At 38.6% G+C, this 18,484-nt stretch carries 17 protein-coding genes; 3 read left to right on the forward strand and 14 right to left on the reverse strand.

Annotation, left to right across the window (positions count from 1 at the left end; translation table 11 throughout):
* Positions 1-478: 478 nt before the first annotated feature.
* The 14 genes from QZZ23_RS12470 to QZZ23_RS12535 all read right to left on the reverse strand — a co-directional run bounded on the left by QZZ23_RS12470 (position 479) and on the right by QZZ23_RS12535 (position 15,155).
* The gene (locus tag QZZ23_RS12470; protein ID WP_292470673.1) at positions 479-2,209 is read right to left on the reverse strand and encodes a thiamine pyrophosphate-binding protein; all 1,731 of its coding nucleotides are present in this window, start codon (positions 2,207-2,209) and stop codon (positions 479-481) included.
* A 378-nt stretch (positions 2,210-2,587) separates the two neighbouring features.
* Complete coding sequence (locus QZZ23_RS12475) at positions 2,588-3,172, reverse strand: hypothetical protein (RefSeq protein ID WP_292470675.1); 585 nt, start codon at positions 3,170-3,172, stop codon at positions 2,588-2,590.
* A gap of 202 nt (positions 3,173-3,374) precedes the next feature.
* The gene (gene rsgA / locus QZZ23_RS12480; protein ID WP_292470677.1) at positions 3,375-4,481 is read right to left on the reverse strand and encodes a ribosome small subunit-dependent GTPase A; all 1,107 of its coding nucleotides are present in this window, start codon (positions 4,479-4,481) and stop codon (positions 3,375-3,377) included.
* A 283-nt stretch (positions 4,482-4,764) separates the two neighbouring features.
* The gene (locus tag QZZ23_RS12485; protein ID WP_292470679.1) at positions 4,765-6,219 is read right to left on the reverse strand and encodes an MFS transporter; all 1,455 of its coding nucleotides are present in this window, start codon (positions 6,217-6,219) and stop codon (positions 4,765-4,767) included.
* A 255-nt stretch (positions 6,220-6,474) separates the two neighbouring features.
* Complete coding sequence (locus tag QZZ23_RS12490) at positions 6,475-6,993, reverse strand: DUF4386 domain-containing protein (protein WP_292470681.1); 519 nt, start codon at positions 6,991-6,993, stop codon at positions 6,475-6,477.
* 183 nt (positions 6,994-7,176) lie between these two features.
* Positions 7,177-8,046, reverse strand: a complete 870-nt coding sequence (locus tag QZZ23_RS12495; protein ID WP_292470683.1) for a DUF1638 domain-containing protein — start codon at positions 8,044-8,046, stop codon at positions 7,177-7,179.
* Positions 8,047-8,055: 9 nt separating this feature from the next.
* Positions 8,056-8,859: a DUF1638 domain-containing protein gene (locus tag QZZ23_RS12500; protein ID WP_292470685.1), complete on the reverse strand. Its 804-nt coding sequence runs from the start codon at positions 8,857-8,859 to the stop codon at positions 8,056-8,058.
* 117 nt (positions 8,860-8,976) lie between these two features.
* Positions 8,977-9,555: a TetR/AcrR family transcriptional regulator gene (locus tag QZZ23_RS12505; protein ID WP_292470687.1), complete on the reverse strand. Its 579-nt coding sequence runs from the start codon at positions 9,553-9,555 to the stop codon at positions 8,977-8,979.
* Between the two features lie 177 nt (positions 9,556-9,732).
* A complete protein-coding gene (locus QZZ23_RS12510) occupies positions 9,733-10,197 on the reverse strand; it encodes a DUF2115 family protein (RefSeq protein WP_366931355.1) in 465 nt (154 codons plus the stop codon).
* A 269-nt stretch (positions 10,198-10,466) separates the two neighbouring features.
* Positions 10,467-11,342: a class I SAM-dependent methyltransferase gene (locus QZZ23_RS12515; protein WP_292470689.1), complete on the reverse strand. Its 876-nt coding sequence runs from the start codon at positions 11,340-11,342 to the stop codon at positions 10,467-10,469.
* 185 nt (positions 11,343-11,527) lie between these two features.
* A complete protein-coding gene (locus QZZ23_RS12520; protein ID WP_292470691.1) occupies positions 11,528-12,217 on the reverse strand; it encodes an ABC transporter ATP-binding protein in 690 nt (229 codons plus the stop codon).
* Between the two features lie 2 nt (positions 12,218-12,219).
* Complete coding sequence (locus QZZ23_RS12525; RefSeq protein WP_292470694.1) at positions 12,220-13,428, reverse strand: FtsX-like permease family protein; 1,209 nt, start codon at positions 13,426-13,428, stop codon at positions 12,220-12,222.
* 9 nt (positions 13,429-13,437) lie between these two features.
* Positions 13,438-14,565: a COG1361 S-layer family protein gene (locus QZZ23_RS12530; protein ID WP_292470697.1), complete on the reverse strand. Its 1,128-nt coding sequence runs from the start codon at positions 14,563-14,565 to the stop codon at positions 13,438-13,440.
* Between the two features lie 92 nt (positions 14,566-14,657).
* Positions 14,658-15,155: a hypothetical protein gene (locus QZZ23_RS12535; RefSeq protein WP_292470699.1), complete on the reverse strand. Its 498-nt coding sequence runs from the start codon at positions 15,153-15,155 to the stop codon at positions 14,658-14,660.
* Positions 15,156-15,732: 577 nt separating this feature from the next.
* Here QZZ23_RS12535 and QZZ23_RS12540 point away from each other — a divergent pair.
* The 3 genes from QZZ23_RS12540 to QZZ23_RS12550 all read left to right on the forward strand — a co-directional run bounded on the left by QZZ23_RS12540 (position 15,733) and on the right by QZZ23_RS12550 (position 18,156).
* Positions 15,733-17,184, forward strand: coding sequence for a hypothetical protein (locus tag QZZ23_RS12540; RefSeq protein ID WP_292470701.1), 1,452 nt, complete (start codon positions 15,733-15,735; stop codon positions 17,182-17,184).
* A 261-nt stretch (positions 17,185-17,445) separates the two neighbouring features.
* Positions 17,446-17,544, forward strand: coding sequence for an FAD/NAD(P)-binding protein (locus QZZ23_RS12545; RefSeq protein WP_292470704.1), 99 nt, complete (start codon positions 17,446-17,448; stop codon positions 17,542-17,544).
* 381 nt (positions 17,545-17,925) lie between these two features.
* Positions 17,926-18,156: a hypothetical protein gene (locus QZZ23_RS12550; RefSeq protein ID WP_292470706.1), complete on the forward strand. Its 231-nt coding sequence runs from the start codon at positions 17,926-17,928 to the stop codon at positions 18,154-18,156.
* Positions 18,157-18,484 lie beyond the last annotated feature (328 nt).

The raw sequence follows: 18,484 nt of genomic DNA on the forward strand, positions 1-18,484 counted from the left end.
GGAATACTCACACTGGGTGGTAAATGCTTATCTTATAAGGTCGATATACCTCCTATGTAAAGAAGTCACTCGTATTTATAACATGATGAGCCAAACTCCAACCAACCAACCAAAGATTGCCTCATCAGGCTATCATTTTTATTTTCTCCACGGGCACTTTAACTGGTGTAGGTATTTTTTCCATTTTCATAAATACCTCATATATTAATTTTTGCAGTAAAGAACATGGGAATAACGCTGTTCATGTAGGGTTCTAATCAGAAACAAATCTATTAATATAACATTAGTTTATTGAAAAATTGGAACTTTTTTAGTACCACCCCACACGAAAACCGATGAATATTATCGGTGTTCATCCCTATTCTTTAACCATTTCAGGCAACTTTTTCAAATGTCTCATAAGCTTTTCAGTATCGTATAAGTGTAATGGGGATTTTTCATATATCCCATTCACAATTAATCGATATATACATCGGATTTACTCGATAGTATCACCGGATACCTGCTTGATATACGGACCCAGTATCATGTCCTTATAAGCCCCACCTGCCGGAACCTTCGGATAGAGTATCTCTTCCCTGTCCGTACAGACTTCGAGGAAACACGGTCCTTCTGCATTAAGGAAAGCTTCCATACCGCCTTTCAGATCGTTCCTGTCGGTTATCCTTTCTGCATAATTGAAGCCAAATGACCTTGCGATCTCTGCAAAGTGAACGTCCTTTGGTCTTTGTGTTCCTGTCCTCTTTCCATCATAAGCTGCATCCTGAAGGTTCTGGACCATGCCATCACTCCTGTTGTTCAGCATAAGTATTCTGATGGGCAGGTCAAGTGATGCAATTGTATGCAGCTCTCCCAGATTCATCCGCAGACTGCCATCACCATCGATTGCTATGACCCTTGCTTCAGGGTTTGCATAATGGACACCGATGGATGTTGGCATGGAAAAGCCCATTGTTCCAAAGGAGCCTGATGTCATGAAGGATTTTGCTTTTTGCATTGGCAGATATTGGGCTGCAAGCATCTGATGGTTGCCGACACCTGTGGTTATCTTTGTGTTGCCGTCAACATAAGTTGAGAGCAGAGCCATAACTTCGGCGGATTGTATATGTTTGGATTCCCTGTTATAATCCAATGGCCAGGACCTCTTCAAGAATCTGGCACGTTGCTGCCATTCATGGATATTCAATGTGATGTTATGATTTTTAGCATAATTGAGCAGGTCCATTATAGCCGTGGCTGCATCCCCGATAAATGAGAATTTAGGTCCTCGTTCTATCTTTATCTGGTGCATTTTTTCTGGATTGATATCTATGTAGGCTATGTCGGTGCCTATGGCAAACCCGACCTTTTCCGCAACTCTGTCGTCCCAGCGGACGCCGATGGCGAAGAAGAAATCGTTCTCCTGAATGAGCATGTTTGCATAGGGTGTGCCGAACATTCCCAGCATTCCAAGATTGAGCTCATCCCTTGCATCGACGACGCCCTTTGCCATAAGAGTATTAACTGAGGGGACACCGAAATATTCATTGAACTCCCTGATGGCATGACTCCCTGCTTCTGAGTTCAGGCCACCACCCAGATAGAGAAGTGGTCTTTTGGATTTAAGGAACATCTGGTAGAACTCTTCACATTGTTCTTCGCACAGGTGCCTGTCATCATGATAACTTTCCTCAAACCTAAGAACGTTCATGTCCTGGTATTCATGCATCTTCTGCTGTTTATCCAGAGGAACATCTATAACAACGGGCCCGGGTTTTCCAGACATTGCAAAGTAGTAGGCGTCCTTGATTATTGACTCGAGATCATCTTCATTTGATACCTGTATGACCTTCTTGGCTGCATCCCCGAAGACTCCTTTGACGTTAATATGCTGGAACGAGTCGGTGCCTATCTTATGCTCAGGGACCTGCCCTGCGAAAACAAGCAGGGGAATGCTGTCACCAAAAGCATCAGCGACGCTGGTGAGTGTGTTGGTTATGGCAGGTCCGGATGTGACTATGGCTACACCGACCTGACCGCTTGACCGGGAATACCCGGCGGCACTGAATGCCGATGACTGCTCGTTGGAATTGACTACGATCTCAATATCACTCTGCGCAAGGGCATGGAATACCGGCAATATCGCCGCTCCCGTATAACCAAAGATTTGTTTGACCCCAAGGTCCTCCAGACTTTTAACTAAGATCTCTGCTCCATTCATTTCTTCCATTTTCAATTCTCCGTGGAAGGAACGATTCCGGCACAGGATACACTAATCAGTAAATTAACCAACAACAGCGCACTTGAGCCAGAAAAGTTCCGATTATCGTGCTCAAGCGTGTAACACTACCACTACTACAGACACATTGCATAAAGTGTTAGTTGTGGTAGGATTTAACATTAGGTAAGGATGGAGGGAGGTGATATTTAAGATTTATCGTAGTTGAGCAAAAAACAAAAATGGATAAACTCAATGATAACATTTTGTTGTAGAATTGGTTCCTTATGTGTGATAATCAATAATTAGTCCGCAATAGTAAAAGAAGAGGTTAATGAGATTTTATTTCTTAGCCCTTTCTTTTTTCTGCTACATATGTAAAAAGGGAATCTATAACCATTCTTCAAACTTATATAAAACCAATTTGTCAGGCTGGAGTGCAGTTTCATATTCAAGAACACCATTTAAGGCTTCCTCAATTATTGTGCTGTTATCATACCAGATGTCACCCTGTGGGTCATAACAAACACCATTTGTGAGCACTGACAATGTTGCAGATCCTAGCAAGGCCATCCTTAATTCAAATGAATCTGACGATCCCCATCTGAAATACAACACCTTTTTACATCTTTTAAGTTTTTGATCAATTTCAGGACTCGCAAAACAGACCTTTGATAATTTTCTGTTCAGGATTTTCTCAAAGAAGTTTTGTTTAGGCTTTATTTTTTCTATCTCCGAATCAAAATCAAAATCATCGATGTCAAATTCGAACCCCGTCCTGAATTCTTCATTTAGCATATCCTGATGTTTAGAATCATGAAACTTGATTTTGAAAGGCAAAAATCCAGACTGATTATTAAATGAGAAATCTGGATGAATTTCACATTTCATATCAAATTGGTTAAGTTTCGTGATCCAAAGAGGAATGAAGGAGTCGTCAATATTTTCAACATACACGTACATGTCTAAACTCATATTAACTTCTTATTTTTGTTTCCTATGTAAATCTTTTGGCTCTGTAGAAAAACTATTCCGGAAAAAGAATGATTTTCAGATTTTATTCTTACTTTTATTTTTACTGTTTTGCACGTATCTGAGGAATAGTTATTTCGGCTTGTTCTGTTCAATTGTCAATGTCTGTAAGTCGGACTCGATCTTTCTTCCCGCACTCAACCCACTATCGCTGTCCCTTAGAATCAATATATTTTCTGGCGAGTGCTATCCCTTTACACTTTTTCTTTTCTATTCCCTTCAAACCGATCTCAGCCTTATCTGCCTGAAAGGCCAGCTCATCGCTGAGCTTATGATAGCTATCAAACCTTTTCTGCGTAATAAATCCTTCATCAACTGCTTTCCTGACGGCACAGTGTGGCTCATTCTGATGTGTGCAATCCTTGAAACGGCAATTTTGAGCAAGTTCAGCAATATCGGAAAATGTCCTGTCGAAACCATCGGATGAATCTCCAAGCTGGATCTCGCGGATGCCGGGGTTGTCGATGAATATCGTGCCGTTTGGGAGGAGGAAAAGCTGTCTGACAGTGGTGGTATGTTTTCCTTTATCATCATCTTCACGTACACTTAATGTCTTCTGGATATCATGGCCTAAAAGAGCATTGATGAGGGTGGATTTGCCAACTCCTGAGGAACCGATGAGTGCTATCGTTTCATCTGGATTCATGAAAGGGTCTAGCTTTTCCAGATTTTGATTTGAGAGGGCACTAAGAGTTATTACCGGGACATCGTCAGCCATATCACTTATTTCCTGTATCGTTTCTGACGGATCATCCGGCAGATTCTCAGCAAGATCGATCTTGTTAATGAGAATAACAGGTCTTGCACCGGACGAATAAACGATGGTGAGGTATCTTTCAAGTCTTCTGACGTTGAGGTCATTCCCTACAGCAGTAACAATGAAAATAGTATCAATATTTGCAGCTATCAACTGTTCCTCACTGGACTCACCTGCAGAACCTCTGGAAAGACAAGACGTTCGTGGGAGAATGTCTACAATGGTATATGAATTTATATCACTTTGATCAAGCAGTACAACAAAGTCCCCGACGACCGGCTGTTTGCCAACCTTACGCATTGCTCCTGATATTGCTGCCTGTATCTCACCCTTTTCAGTAAGGATATTGCAGACCGTTTTATGTTGGGCCGCAATCCTGCCGGGAATATAAGGGCCTTTATAGGCTGAAAACGCAGATTCAAGTGAACTGTTCCAGCCGGGAATAACGCAGATGTCAGAAGCATCACTTCTTTTGTTACTGTATTCACCATTCATGTTATTTATTCAAGATGTTATTATGAATAAACTTTTTGACAGAAGTAACAGGGAGCATCGAAATGACCATTCCGGATAAACCCAGAAGCAGCAAGCAAAGTACAGACTTACGGAAAAAGGTCAAATGTTGAAAGCAATAAATTATAAATTGATATCAGGAGAGTGAGAATAGAGAGTAGAAAACTCTACTCTCTATTTAGTTTAGTAGCTTATCAACTATTAGTTCTTACAGATAAGTTTTTATATTCGTTTCCTGAGCACAATTACATATAAGTCAAACATCTTATGCTTGTGTTTTTGTACTGTTTTTCCCTCTTGCCAGAGATAAGAATACCCCTGCTATACAAAATATCGTAAACAGAATAAATGCATAATGCAGGCTTGAAACAAATTGAGGGTAGTATTCAGGTGTGATCGCCACAGGACCGGTAACTATCGCAAATATCATCATGGCAATACCCATGGAAAGCATCTGCCCAAGGAGTCTCATGGTTCCGTTCATCCCGGATGCTACGCCGTAGAACCTTTTATCCACTGAGCTCATAATGACATTTGTGTTCGGGGAGGAGAAGAGCCCGAATCCTGTACCAAGCACCAGAAGTGCGATAATAATGTACCATAGCGGAGTTGTTTCTGTAATAAACGTGAGGATGAAGAGTCCTGTTGCAGTGAGGCTCATTCCCGCAGACGCAATTATCCGGGGCTCTATTCGATCAGAGAGCCTACCGGCAATCGGAGAAATTGCAGCCTGAACTATTGGCTGCACTATAAGAATAAAACCTGCGTGTTCGGGTGTGAAGCCTTTTGTATACTGCAGATCCAGGCTCAGCAGGAAAGTTACAGCAAAAGTTGCGCTGTAATTGATAAGTGCAGAGAGGTTCGAGAAAGCAAATATCCTGTTCTGTGTGAGGAGCCTTATATCAAGGACAGGAGAAGGCAATCTCATTTCATACATAGCAAATATCACCACTCCAAGAATTCCTCCTGCTATAAGGAAAGCACCCTTTAAGTCAGGCAGTTCTGAGAAACCGTACATTAAAGCCACTATGGATGAACCGTAGATAACTGAACCTGCCAAGTCGAATTTTTCTCCTCTGCATTCGGCCCATTCGCCTTTAAGTTTCCACAGAATGAGTATTATCGCTGCAATACCTATAGGGACATTTACCAGGAAAATGCTTCTCCAGCCAAGATGCTGTGTCATTATGCCACCAACAAAAGGACCGGCAGAAAGCCCTATGTAAACTGCGGTGATGTATATACCAAGAGCAGCGCCCCTTTCTCCGAGTGGGAATACCGAGGTAACAATGGCTACTCCCGTTCCAAAGATCATGGCACTTCCCAGACCCTGCACGATTCTGATTGCTATCAGCATTCCAGTAGATGGGACCATCGTCATCGCCAGAGATGCACAACTGAAAATTGCTATGCCATAGAGAAAAACCTTTTTCCGCCCATGAATATCTGCTATTTTCCCAAACGGAACAAGGAACACCGCGGAAGAAAGCAGGTATGCGGTGGCAACCCATGAGAGAGAAATTGCATTCATGTGAAATTCCGCACCAATGGTAGGCAATGCAATATTAACCGCAGAGCCATCAAAAGGAGTAATGAATCCTGCAAGTACTGCAATAAGGAGAACAATTTGTTTTTCTCTTTTGCTGACAGTATCTTCAGATGTTTTCAAAATCCCCGAAGTATCAGGAGATAAGCCATTGGTACTTGCTTTGTTCAACATGTGTATAATTTCAGCGAGGCTGTTTTATGATAATATCCTTCGTTCTGTTCCTTTACATATAATTAATGGGTCACCAATTAGTATGCTCTTGTTATTAAAACCATAATATTATACACAATTCTGTAGCAAGTAATACGCAGGGAATTTATCCTTTTTGCATTTAACAAAAATATACATGAATTACTATAAATTCAATGACAAGTACAAACCGTTAGTATATCTTGAAGATAATTATATCGTAAGCTCCAGTCACAATCAGTTCTGAATTTCTTTAGCACCTATGACGGTTATCCATAGCACCCAGATAAGCTCACCTATTGTGAATACATCAACGAAGGCTGGCACATATCCTATTAGGAAAAATGAGATCGATGCTCCAAAGTATCCTAATGATCCCAGATATAAGAAATATCCTATCCATTTAGGGAACATTCCTGATCTGATAACCAGCGTACCAATGGGTATAAGCCACAGTCCCCAGAAAACCTCTGCTAAGTGTGATGCTTCAGGAATGAGTATTCCCATCAATGAGAGAGGTACTCCTAAGAGACCAAATATAACTATCATCGATGCTTGTTCCTTATCAGTCTCCACGAATAATTTATACAGCAATAATGCAACTGCTATCTGGAACAGTTGTACAATTATCTGACCTAACAGACCAAGTTTGAAAAGTGTAGATTCGCTAGCTAGTGTCGGTGCGTATAACAATGAAAATATGCTTATGACAGTCCATATCGGATAAAGTATCCTGAGCTTTGTTATGGTCTTCACAATAATATTTTTGTTGATTTAAGATATATAATTTATGCTTGAAAATAAAATTGGCGTTATGAATCAAGTAGATGTTTGAATTGATAGCTATCTCGATATCATTCTTCTCAAAGGCATGGAATACCGGCAATATCGCCGCTCCGGTGTAACCAAAGATTTGTTTGACCCCAATGTGTTTTGACTTTAGTACTCCATATTCTCGTAAACACTTGTTTTAGCCTCCGTGTATGAATTGATAGCTATATCCATTGTTCCATCAACGTCAATAGTCTCCATGTCAAAGATCTTTGCAAAATCAGAAGCATTTCTATGAAAATTATTATCTTTATAATTTTGATTGTTGATCTTACAAAGAAGACTATACATCGGACTGCTGAGATATTTACTGATATTCTTAAAAGATACAGTCGATCTGTAATCCGTTTCATTCAGGCTGGAAAGCCACATCGGAGTTGCATATATGGCTCCTCTGCCGTTGCCAAGTAGCATCGTTTTCGTATAGATTTCGTTTCCTCCAAGTGCTACACTGACACAGTCGTCAACAACGTTTCTTTCATTATCTCTTAGAAAATAAACAGGGCAATCAAGCCTCCGCAAATCGTCCTGTACTTTTTCAGAACTATAACCACATTTTCCATAGAAAAGAAGGATTCCATCTGAGATTTTTGATATTTCTTTGGAATTCCGATATACTTCTGACTGCAAATGATCAATATCAGAATGCAAATCTTTTCTCAGAAGATTCACAATAACTGTTAATTGTTGTCCCTTCTTTTTATTTAATGCACCACTTGTTTTCTTGAAAATAGGAATATTCGAAAACAGCTTCATGAAACTATCGGATGATCTTCTATTACTTTCGGATACGATAGGATATAAGCTGTCAGATGAAAATATAAAAGGCTTGAGATCTTCAGACTTAAGTTTTTGTACAAATCTTAAACTGTTTATGTTCTCTACTACAAATAACTGTTTAATTTCAAGGTCTTTTGAGAGAACATACACTAATTCATCTTCAAGCATCTCGCAGGCAACTATACTTAACACTGTCATAATTATTTTTTATATAGTTTTGTTCTTTATTTCATCCTTCATCGAGAGATAACATTTCTCGAATATTTCCTGATTACCACTGATTTCAAAGGTACTGTACCCAAACAAACTAGCATACTCTTCGATCTTTGCATCGATATCTTTCACATATGTAAGGCCTGTATTTACCTTTGCAACCCTTGAATATCCTGCTAGGTCATTGACCATTTTTGCCATATTGAGCGCTTTTTCGGGATCAGAATGATATTTAGCAAAGCCTAGAAGTTCTTTCCATGAACTGGCATACATGGGAGTGAAGAAGAAAGCAGGTTCCTTACTGTTTGCTTTAAGCAATTTCAGATAATTAGCTCCACCACCAACCGTAGCTCCAATGCAGTCATCCACAATTCTTTCATCATCTCTGAGTATCCTGACGATGCAACCATCTTTTTCAAGGCAGAAATCCTCTTCTACCTTACCCAGGACATTACCACAAAGGCCGTAAAAAAGGAGTATACCATCGGAGAAAGAAATCATTTTCTTAATATTCTGGTAAACCTCGAATTTCAGCGTTTTTGGTACTGCATGAAGTCCAAGTTCCAGAATATTAACTACAACAATTGATTCATTTTCATCCATTTCTCCGAGATGATATGGTATCTTTTCAAAAGATATGATATCATAAGAGACATGCTGTTCACGAAGTTTTTCTTTAAATTCTGAAATGTTTTCATTTTCTACGATTATAATCTTATCAATTTCAGAATCATTGGTAAAAAGCCAGACTATTTCATCTTGCATTATCTTACATGAGATTATACTCATAACGGGCATCACAGATATCCTCCTTTTTTTGTATATTACTAGTTTTATTTCTTTAGATTCAAAAAATAATACGATAAATAGACAACATTTACCTACATGTAGGTAGGCAAATGGTTGAATAAAAAATCAATCCCTCCATCCAAGACCTAATTTAATTGAAAAAATTGATCTGACAAGTGTCTTTCTACCTTTAATACTGGATAACAGTCTGGCACCCATCAGTGTTTCAACTATCATTTCTGAATGTGATTCTACTGTATCTAAAAATTTAAACTCCCCCTGTTCCAGGCCATTTTGAAGAACATTGGCAAGCCATTCAAGTATATCGTCCAGTAACAAAATATCTTGATTTTTAACTTTCTCTGGGAGTTCTTGAAAATCTATTATCACTGAACCAGGAGGACAGATGCATTTCCCTTCATCAAACTCCTGCAATGCATAATCAAAATAATATTGAAGCTGCTCACGAGCAGACTTTTTGGATTCCATCATTTGTGCAATAGATATTGCTAAGTTCTTTCTTCTTTCTTCAAGCAAGGCAGCAACCAAGTCTTCTTTTTTAGGATAATAATGGTGTATTGAAGCATTTTTTATGCCAAGCTTCTGGGAAATATCCTTGTAACTGAATCCATTATAGCCCCTACATTGCAAAAAGTGTCCTGCATAATGGAGTATCTGTTGATTAGTAGGGTTAAGTTCTGTCATATAAATTCACATGTTTCCTTATTCTTATAATAATTGAATAATACTCATATATTATATACCTACCTACATGTAGGTAAGTAACAGTTAAAATGAAAAACAATTAAAAACCTGTATCTAGAAAAAGAAATCAAAAAGTTCAAAGTCAATCCTGTTTGTACTTACCTAAAATAATAAGTTCTAATTGATTGCCCTGCAAACACAGTACTTGCACAAAGACATTTCCTCTAATATATGTTTACTTTTTACAGGACAGTAATAAAGGCTACCTTTTTCAAAAATCGTCTTATTTTCATTTATGTACATTCCCGGTGGGTGAAGTGGTTCTTTTGCTATAAAAGTCAGATATGTGGAAATAATACGAATATACTCCTTCAAATCCCTTTGATCGGGAGCATACTCATCCATATACATGTTAATCCTGAATGTAAACTCTTCAAGTTTTCCAATGTCTATCTCCTCAGACAAATCAGGGCAATATCTTTCTTTTAGCTCAGAAAACTTCTTGTGATTATATCTTGCAAGACATCGGATATTGTACTGGAGACTTCCACGAGAGCTCTGAGTATCTTCTGTTTCTTTTTCGTTTATCCTTGTTAAATACTCAGAAGATATGTTGGCAGTTTCTTTCTTTATAAAAGCAATAGTTCACATGAATTTATTTAAATTCCTCCAATTTTGCATCTAAAATATCTTGATTATGTTATGTAATTCGTTATTGTTATTTTAGTGAATAAAACATCAAATTGCTCAATGGAATAAATATTTTGATAAAAATATGAACACATAATTGTTTTTGTTTTGCAACATGATGGCATGTAAGACAAAAAAGAGGAATTAGCCCTCACACGAGCTTTTCCGCAAATTCCCTCATAAACTTAACATTCAGATTTACATCTCTAGTTCGCCTGATTTTATCTTGAATCCTCTTCAGTACCTCTGTAAGCAATACCAACCTTCCTAGCCCTACAGAACAGCACATTCTCCCCATTCCACATATCAATCTCCGGCAACACATCGTCAAAACATTCGATGTTCTCAAAACCTTCCGGCTCAAGCATCTTTCTCAAATCATCAGATTCAAAGAAATGAGTCCAGAAGCGATAGACATCAAAATTATCAGATTCATCCATCACTATATGCTGGTACAGTATCACCTTCTCATCAAGATACAGGAAAGAATCTGAGAGTATCATGCATGGACTGTCCTTCCAGAAACCACTCTCTTCCATCTCCCATGTCCTTTCTGAGACTTTCGTATCGAGGTTCCTGTCGCTCAGGACATCAAAGATGAAGGTTCCACCTGGCTTTAAACCCCTGTGGACATTCCTAATGAGTATTTCTCTTTCGTGTGGTTTTAGAACACCTAAGTCAGTGAATACCATCATCACAAGGTCGTACTTATTCTCTTCGTTGAGTTCTAGATAGTTCTGGTTCACATACTCGATACCCATACCTTTTTTCATGGCTTCTTTTCTGGCATACTCGATGGAGTTCTTTGAGAAATCGACACCTGTAACTTTATGTCCTCTCTTTGTCATGATCTCACAATACAGACCCGGTCCGCATCCGAGGTCGAGTATGTTCATCTTTTCCATATTGACCGAATTCAGTATCCAGCCAACCGTACTCTCAATACTTGACCTTCTCCGGCTTGCCAGATCGATATCCTGGTTAAGATGAATGTTCAACAACTGTTTAGAAATGTGGGCATCCGTCCACATAACTGTATTTCCTTCTGCGTATAACTGTGGTTTCTTTGTAAACTCAATAATATCTGTAAAATCCATAATGAGCCCTCCTTTTGTGGGAAATGGTCCCGGGACTCGAAATCTTCGATTAACCGCTAACAACTTTCAATAGAACAGGATGCTTAGTTGTTGTTCATTAGAATAATATAGGAAAGTATTTCTCATTAATAACTTATGGTATATTGGGCTTTATAGAAAAAAATAGAATCGGATATGATTGTGTATTACTGACCTTTCGTTTTCTTCTCATCACTAAGTATACTGCCGTCCTGGAAGGTGATTACCCTGTGAACATAATCAGTATGCCACAGTTCATGGGTCACCATCACAATTGTCTGGCCGTATTTTTCATTCAGTTCCTTGAACACATCCAGTACCTGCTTTGAATTGACAGTGTCCAGATTGGCACACGGCTCATCGGCAAACAAAATGTCTGGTTTTTTTGCAATGGCTCTTGCAATTGCCACCCTTTGCTTTTCTCCACCGGACAATTCATCAGGTATTCTGTCATGTTTTCCTTCCAGTCCGACCTTGGCTAACGCTTCAAGGGCAGTAGTATATGATTCTTTCTTTGATTTTCCTTCCATCATGGAGAGGATGTATACATTCTCTGCAGCACTCATCTCATTGATGAGGGCGTAGTCCTGGAACACATAACCAACCTGGGTCAGCCGGTAATAACTTCTTTCTGCCTCAGGCAGGCTGGAAACCTCTAATCCCCGGATGGTATATTCACCATCCGTTGCATCATCCAGCAATGCCAGGATTCTCAGGAGGGTTGTTTTTCCACTACCTGATGCACCCATTATGGCTACAAATTCCCCTTTGTTTATTTCAAATGAAACACCCTTAAGAGCCTTGACAGTCATGTCCCCTGTGCCATAATACCTTTTCAGGTCCTTTACTATGATCATTTTTACCGTCCCCATATGGCTTTGAGTATACTCTCTTTTGATACACTCCATGCAGGCAGTATCCCCGCTATCACTGACAGCGTGAGCATGGTGGCAATGCTCTGGATAAGCAGCATCGGATCAATAGTAGGACTTATTTCCATGGTCTCATAGAACGTTACTGGATTCATCTGGAAATAGAGCATGAGTGAAAGATATAATATCAATCCTGCGGAAATTCCCAGGCAAACATAGAACGTACTGAGGAATGCATAGGACAGCACAATTGATCTTGGAGTAATACCTACTGCTTTTAGAATTCCTATCTCTTTTTTCCTATTCAGTACATTAATGTAAATTATTATAAGGACCAGTGCTGCACCTACGATCAGACTCACTATCTTGGACATGATATCTATGGCACCCATGCTTTGCATCGCCTGCTTTATGAGAGCCTCCGACTTATCAGCCCATGTAAATATCTCCTCATTCACTCCGGCCTCCCGGATCTTGTCCTGTATCTGTGCTTCAGTTCCTTCCTTATTAACCCTTACAACTATACTGGTAGCTTCTTTTCCTTCCAGGCCATATACATCTTCTATCTCTTTGTAGTTGACCAGAGCATTTAGATCCACAACCTCGATCGAACCTGTCATAATGCCTTTGACTTTATAGGTCCGCTTTACACCATTGCTATATGTAACATCAACAAGCGCTCCGGGCCTGACTTCACCCAGATTATCATATATTTCGGCTCCAAAACCTGTCCCTGCTATCATAGCACCAATGATAATTTCGTCCCGGGAAAGTTCACCTAAGAAATCTCCTTCATTTATAATGTATGGATATCGCGAAATATCATACTCTTCTGTGGGAAGCAGTCCGGTTATCGTTGCCCCTACGACTTTTTGCTTATGATTGATAGATGCTCCCGCATCCAGTCGTTTTGTTGCAGCTCTCACACCTTCTACAGCCCGGACTTTCTTCAATACAAGATCTGCATTGTTAATGTAGGTGTTATCACCTGTTGGTTCAATGACAATATCTCCATACGGATAGTCCCGCATGAATCCGGTAAATAGACCTGAAAGACCTCCTATCATTGATGGAAGAAATACTAAGTTCAGGAAAATGAGGGAAAGGACAAAAACTATGAATATTAACGTTTTCTTGTTTCCTCTCTTTACACTGCAGTATGCAATGAGAGCTCCCACCCGGATATCATTGATCATATTTAGCCCTCATTCTTTCTTATTATTAGCAGAGTTACTTCCGCCTTCCATCAACTGCCTGATCACTGCATCTTTTGATTTTACTGTTTTGTAGTTGTAATAGATAAGGCCGCCAATGACTGCCAGAATAATCAATATCATTATAGCGGTTCCTACACCACTGTTCTTTTCCATGACAATGAGATTGATGCCCGTTTTGATCTGTTCTTCTCCAAAATCATCACTATACGTTATGGTTACCGGTACATCATATTCTCCTGCTTGATCCGCTATAAAAGTAATTACGGCAGGTCCATCCTCATTCGGGTCAAGAGTTCCTATATAAGACTCTTTTAATCCTTTGAACGGATGATCATAATATACTCTTATGGAGCTTATTGTATTCTCACCGGTGTTTTCGATCCTCATAGTCAGTTCAACGGTATCTCCTTGTTGAGGAAGAACAGGATTTATTTTAACAGATGCAATATTCAAACTTCCTTTTTTGTCAAGCACAGTTATTTTGATGTCATACTCATCCTTCTGCTTGCCATAATCGTCTTCATATTCTACAACAACAGGAATATCAAATGTTCCTGATTTGTTTGCTTTGAATTTGAATAATGCAGTTTGACTGGCATTTATATCAAGAGTTCCAATCGTGGAACTTTTGATTCCTTTAAAATCGTGATTTAAGTTAACGACTACAGATTTTGCTATCCCTTTACCTAGATTTTCTATCCCCAGATTTAAGTCAACTGTATCCCCCTCATAGATATACTCAGGATTAGTTTTTACAGAAGATATCCTTGGTTCTGCATGTTCACCTATAACAAATACTTCAACATTATAATAGGTAATTTGTTGTACACCCTGATTTCCATATGCCAGTCTCATTTTTATGATATGAGAACCGGGTTTTGCATCAGGGGTTGTTCTCATATGGTATATCAGCTGCCTTCGACTGTCACGATAAATAAATGTAGGAATATATGCAGCCAGGTCTTCTGTAACTATGATATCCGGAGGGACACTTGTTATTTCAAAAGTGATATTTTCCGGAACTCTGGTACCGCAGTTCTCAAGACTGATACCTATAGTGAATTCTTCATCAATGCCCACTGAACTGGGACTTATATCCTCTACAACTGCTGTCAAACATTCATCACCAGAAGCTCCTGCCTGAACAGCAGATGTTCCTGCCAGTAAAATTAGAAAAACTAATAAGAGCAAACATAGTAATTTTGTATTCAAACCCACTCTTTACCCATCTCCTTTTGAATTTTTTCTGTGAACTCAATTAAGTTCTTAATAATCAAGTCTAATGCCACCATCTGTTGGTAATAATCTTCGATCAGTTTAAGCATCGTTTCAGAGTCCCCTGTTTTGTTCTTTTTACATTTTTCGATTATTGAAGGAAGACCTTGAAGTGCTGGATTTAAAATAACTTCTTTTTTGGTTTTTGCAGCATTAATGGTCATTTCCAGCATATCTTTTTGAATTGAGAAGTACAATTTTTTTGAACCGGCTTTTTTTGTTTTTTCTACAAGAGTGAGTCCACTAAGAAGTTTCATTGCGGCACTGACAGCTGAAAAACTATATCCGGTCCTTGTAGAGAGCTCTTCTAGAGTTATTGGATCTGGTTCAGAATAAAGTACTGAAAGCAATTTAGAGGAAAGGTCATCGAGTCCGTAGGATTTCATCCCCTGATGCACAATATCTTCGAATTCTTTTCTGGCCGTTTCCATATTATCCTCTTTATTTACTTGATTTACTGTAATTACAGTCTTTTGTGTAAATTAGAATTTATGTGCGCGTGCATATATATCTTTTGAATGTACAGATGAACTTATAAAAGTTGAACATATTACCTGAAACTTATTATTAATATAGTCACAAAATCTGTTATCCACATATTGTTTTCATTTGGAATGATATCTGAAACCATTCAAATATCTGTCTAGTTATCATAATCTCAAAACGGGATAAATTAATGCATACTGAAGGAACTACATAACCCTGCAATGCTTTCTTGTTTTGTGGAGTCAAATGCATACACATGTTAATAGAAAAGCTATCATCAAACTCATACATGTGAACAAAAATCCTGAAAACAGTGTTTCTTTCAGAATCAATGATAACATTAAAATTTACATTTTTATAGTGTTAATAAGCTACATGGTATCTATTGAAAAATTTGAAACCGCCTTAATAAATTGAATTTAAAGATAGTGTTCATAATCGAGTAAAATCAAAAAGTTAATAAATAAATAAAGTAATATAAAACAGCAACAAATTACCAATTAAAAAGACTGGATGGTAAAAATGAAATCAAAAATAATATTAACATTGCTCTTGATAGGCATAATTGCACTTTCAGGATGTACAGATATAAGTGACTCATACAAACCTGGAAGCTTCGGAACAACCGAAGAAGAAATGCAGATTGTAGATGCAGTAACAGACAAATATGGTGATATGACAGCCACAGGCGAACCACGACTTCTTGAAGTAATGATGACATCATCAACAGAAAACTTCATACCAGTCGATAAAGTACTGAAATATTCAAAGGACTCAGAAGAATTGTACGCATGGTTCATCTACGACAACTTTGATTACGACATTATAAGTGTAGAATGGATATACCTTGACAACGATTACTCTATCTATACCTTTGAATCAGAAACTGGCGAAGACTTTGGTCGTGGAACATTCATACTTGAAAAGCCAGATGACGGCTGGCCACTTGGAGATTACAAAGTAATCATAAGCGGTGCAGGAGTCGAAGAATCCGTAGAATTTGAAATAATAGACGGAGATACTGTATCTATACCACTTGATCTGCTAGCCGGCACATCAATAGGCAGCCAGAAAGCAGAATTTGGAAACACAGAAACAACAGAAGCACTACCAACTCCACAAAGCGGATTTGAAGCAGAAAGTACAACAGGCAGCTTCATAGGAGAATGGGATTCAAATTGGGGAGATATGACAATCACACAATCAGGTGATAAGCTAATCGGTGAATACACACACGATAAGGGTAAGATTGAAGGTGTTGTAAACGGCGATGTATTCATAGGAACCTGGTCCGAAAGCCCTTCATACGCAGAACCAAACGATGCAGGTGATGTAGAACTTAAACTGAGTAAAGACGGTAACTCATTTGAAGGAAACTGGAGATATGGCTCTGATGATTCATCCTGGAGCGGTGGCTGGACAGGAACCAGAGTAGAACAATCAACAACAACATCATCAGGCGTAGAACCTGGCTGGTATCTTACAACAGTTGAAGACTACGGCGACAAACCAGAAAAGACACACGATTACTACACATACGATGTCGATTACAAAAGAGGTAATGTCTGGACCAGTGACACCGGAAGCAAAGGTGAGACAGCACAGGTAAGAACAATCAGCGAAGAACCAAAAGACTTCTACGCTGCTGAAGAAGAGATCGTAATTAAAGTCAGAAAAGAAGCTGTATTTATAGCAACTGATGGTCTCGGACTTGGTGATACAAGCACTATAAACATAGACAGTGCAGATATCCCAATTGACAGAGGAACCTCAAGCCACTATTATCTGGAAGATGAAACATATGGAACTTACTTTAGGATGGAATGGAATGATCCAACAGGCACCGTCAAGGAAGGCACCTTCAAAGCAAATGCACCAGAAGCAAACGCATTTGCTGGCTCATTCAGATTACTTTACGGATACAGTAATGGTGGAAGCTACGGAACAAACTACATATACGAATGGAGAGAGTAATTCTCTCTCATTTCTCTTTTTTCTTTTAATCTCTACAACATTGTGTACGCAAATTAATACCTTAACTCTTTTCTATATTATTGGGAAAAACACGTACTATAAAATAGAGATTAACTAGTGGAAAAAAGGTGATTAAGTCAAAATATTTTTAAATACTTTTAACATAATGGCAGGATAATATGCCAGCTGTTTACTGAAAACTTTAGCAGGAAGGCTGTTCATAACCATCATCTGAAAAAACATTACTTGATGGGTGTTTATATGGATTCGGAAATCAATATCCTGGGCGGAGGAATAAGTGGTCTGGCATGCACAATCATCCTTCGTAAAAATGGATATATGTCAATGTTTACGAAATAAATGCTATTGGTACAAGATTCAACAGTGACTAGCAGGCAATAGAAAACTAGTCTGAAAAAACAAATGGGCTTGATGATATCGGCTCTTTTGGTATTAACCTGTCCTTTAAATATGTGCCACTTTATGAACTCAAACTTCATTGCTCTAATAAAATACTTATCCACCAAGGGAAAAATGCCTGTTATCTTGTGAAACGTGGTTCTGATAATGACTTATGGACACAATCTATTTTAGCAAGCAAAATATCTGTGAGTGAATATCCATTTTGGATAGGAATCTGATAAAATTGTCCCCATACATGTAATCACAACTGGTCTTAAAAAAGGAAACATCCTTGCAAAGGGAATCAAATTCATCACAAACAGTAATGACACTTATCGCATGGCACTTGGGGATGATATTGCAAAAGGATTTTACTCATATCTATTGATTAAAGACGGCTACGGAACAATTGCAACCATTTTTGATAAGAAAGATGCAACTGATTCCGAAAAGTTCCTTTACAACACTATTGATTTTTTTTCCCAATATACCAATAAAGAAGAGATTGAATCCGGTATAAAATTTGGAGGCTATAGGTATTTTAATATTTGTAAATCCTTATGCACTTAAGATGGTGTAATGTTTATAGGCGAAGCGGGAGGACTTCAGGACTATCTGTGAGGGTTTGGTATGAGATATACATTCCAGAGCGCCTATTTTGCTGCAAGGAGTATAATGTGCGGTGAGTCCTATGATGAACTATAAATGAAGAATTGCACAAGAAACTCAAGCATTCAAAAAGGAACAGGGTTGTTTTTGAAATGATGGGACCCTTTGCATATCCTTTAGCTTATCATCTATTTGATGTGAGTAAAGACCCGTTAAAGCTTCTGAATGTAATGTATAAATAACTTTTTTGTACTTATAATGTGAAGGATCTCCTTGTTAATTCATTTTT

This window comes from Methanolobus sp., from assembly GCF_016278385.1.
GTDB lineage: Archaea > Halobacteriota > Methanosarcinia > Methanosarcinales > Methanosarcinaceae > Methanolobus.

Coding starts and splice junctions, on each gene's coding strand:
- QZZ23_RS12470 (WP_292470673.1), bottom strand. CDS start 2,209: ATGGAAGAAATGAATGGAGCAGAGATCTTAGTTAAAAGTCTGGAGGAC.
- QZZ23_RS12475 (WP_292470675.1), bottom strand. CDS start 3,172: ATGAGTTTAGACATGTACGTGTATGTTGAAAATATTGACGACTCCTTC.
- rsgA (WP_292470677.1), bottom strand. CDS start 4,481: ATGAATGGTGAATACAGTAACAAAAGAAGTGATGCTTCTGACATCTGC.
- QZZ23_RS12485 (WP_292470679.1), bottom strand. CDS start 6,219: ATGTTGAACAAAGCAAGTACCAATGGCTTATCTCCTGATACTTCGGGG.
- QZZ23_RS12495 (WP_292470683.1), bottom strand. CDS start 8,046: ATGACAGTGTTAAGTATAGTTGCCTGCGAGATGCTTGAAGATGAATTA.
- QZZ23_RS12500 (WP_292470685.1), bottom strand. CDS start 8,859: ATGCCCGTTATGAGTATAATCTCATGTAAGATAATGCAAGATGAAATA.
- QZZ23_RS12505 (WP_292470687.1), bottom strand. CDS start 9,555: ATGACAGAACTTAACCCTACTAATCAACAGATACTCCATTATGCAGGA.
- QZZ23_RS12515 (WP_292470689.1), bottom strand. CDS start 11,342: ATGGATTTTACAGATATTATTGAGTTTACAAAGAAACCACAGTTATAC.
- QZZ23_RS12520 (WP_292470691.1), bottom strand. CDS start 12,217: ATGATCATAGTAAAGGACCTGAAAAGGTATTATGGCACAGGGGACATG.
- QZZ23_RS12525 (WP_292470694.1), bottom strand. CDS start 13,428: ATGATCAATGATATCCGGGTGGGAGCTCTCATTGCATACTGCAGTGTA.
- QZZ23_RS12535 (WP_292470699.1), bottom strand. CDS start 15,155: ATGGAAACGGCCAGAAAAGAATTCGAAGATATTGTGCATCAGGGGATG.
- QZZ23_RS12540 (WP_292470701.1), top strand. CDS start 15,733: ATGAAATCAAAAATAATATTAACATTGCTCTTGATAGGCATAATTGCA.
- QZZ23_RS12545 (WP_292470704.1), top strand. CDS start 17,446: ATGGATTCGGAAATCAATATCCTGGGCGGAGGAATAAGTGGTCTGGCA.
- QZZ23_RS12550 (WP_292470706.1), top strand. CDS start 17,926: ATGGCACTTGGGGATGATATTGCAAAAGGATTTTACTCATATCTATTG.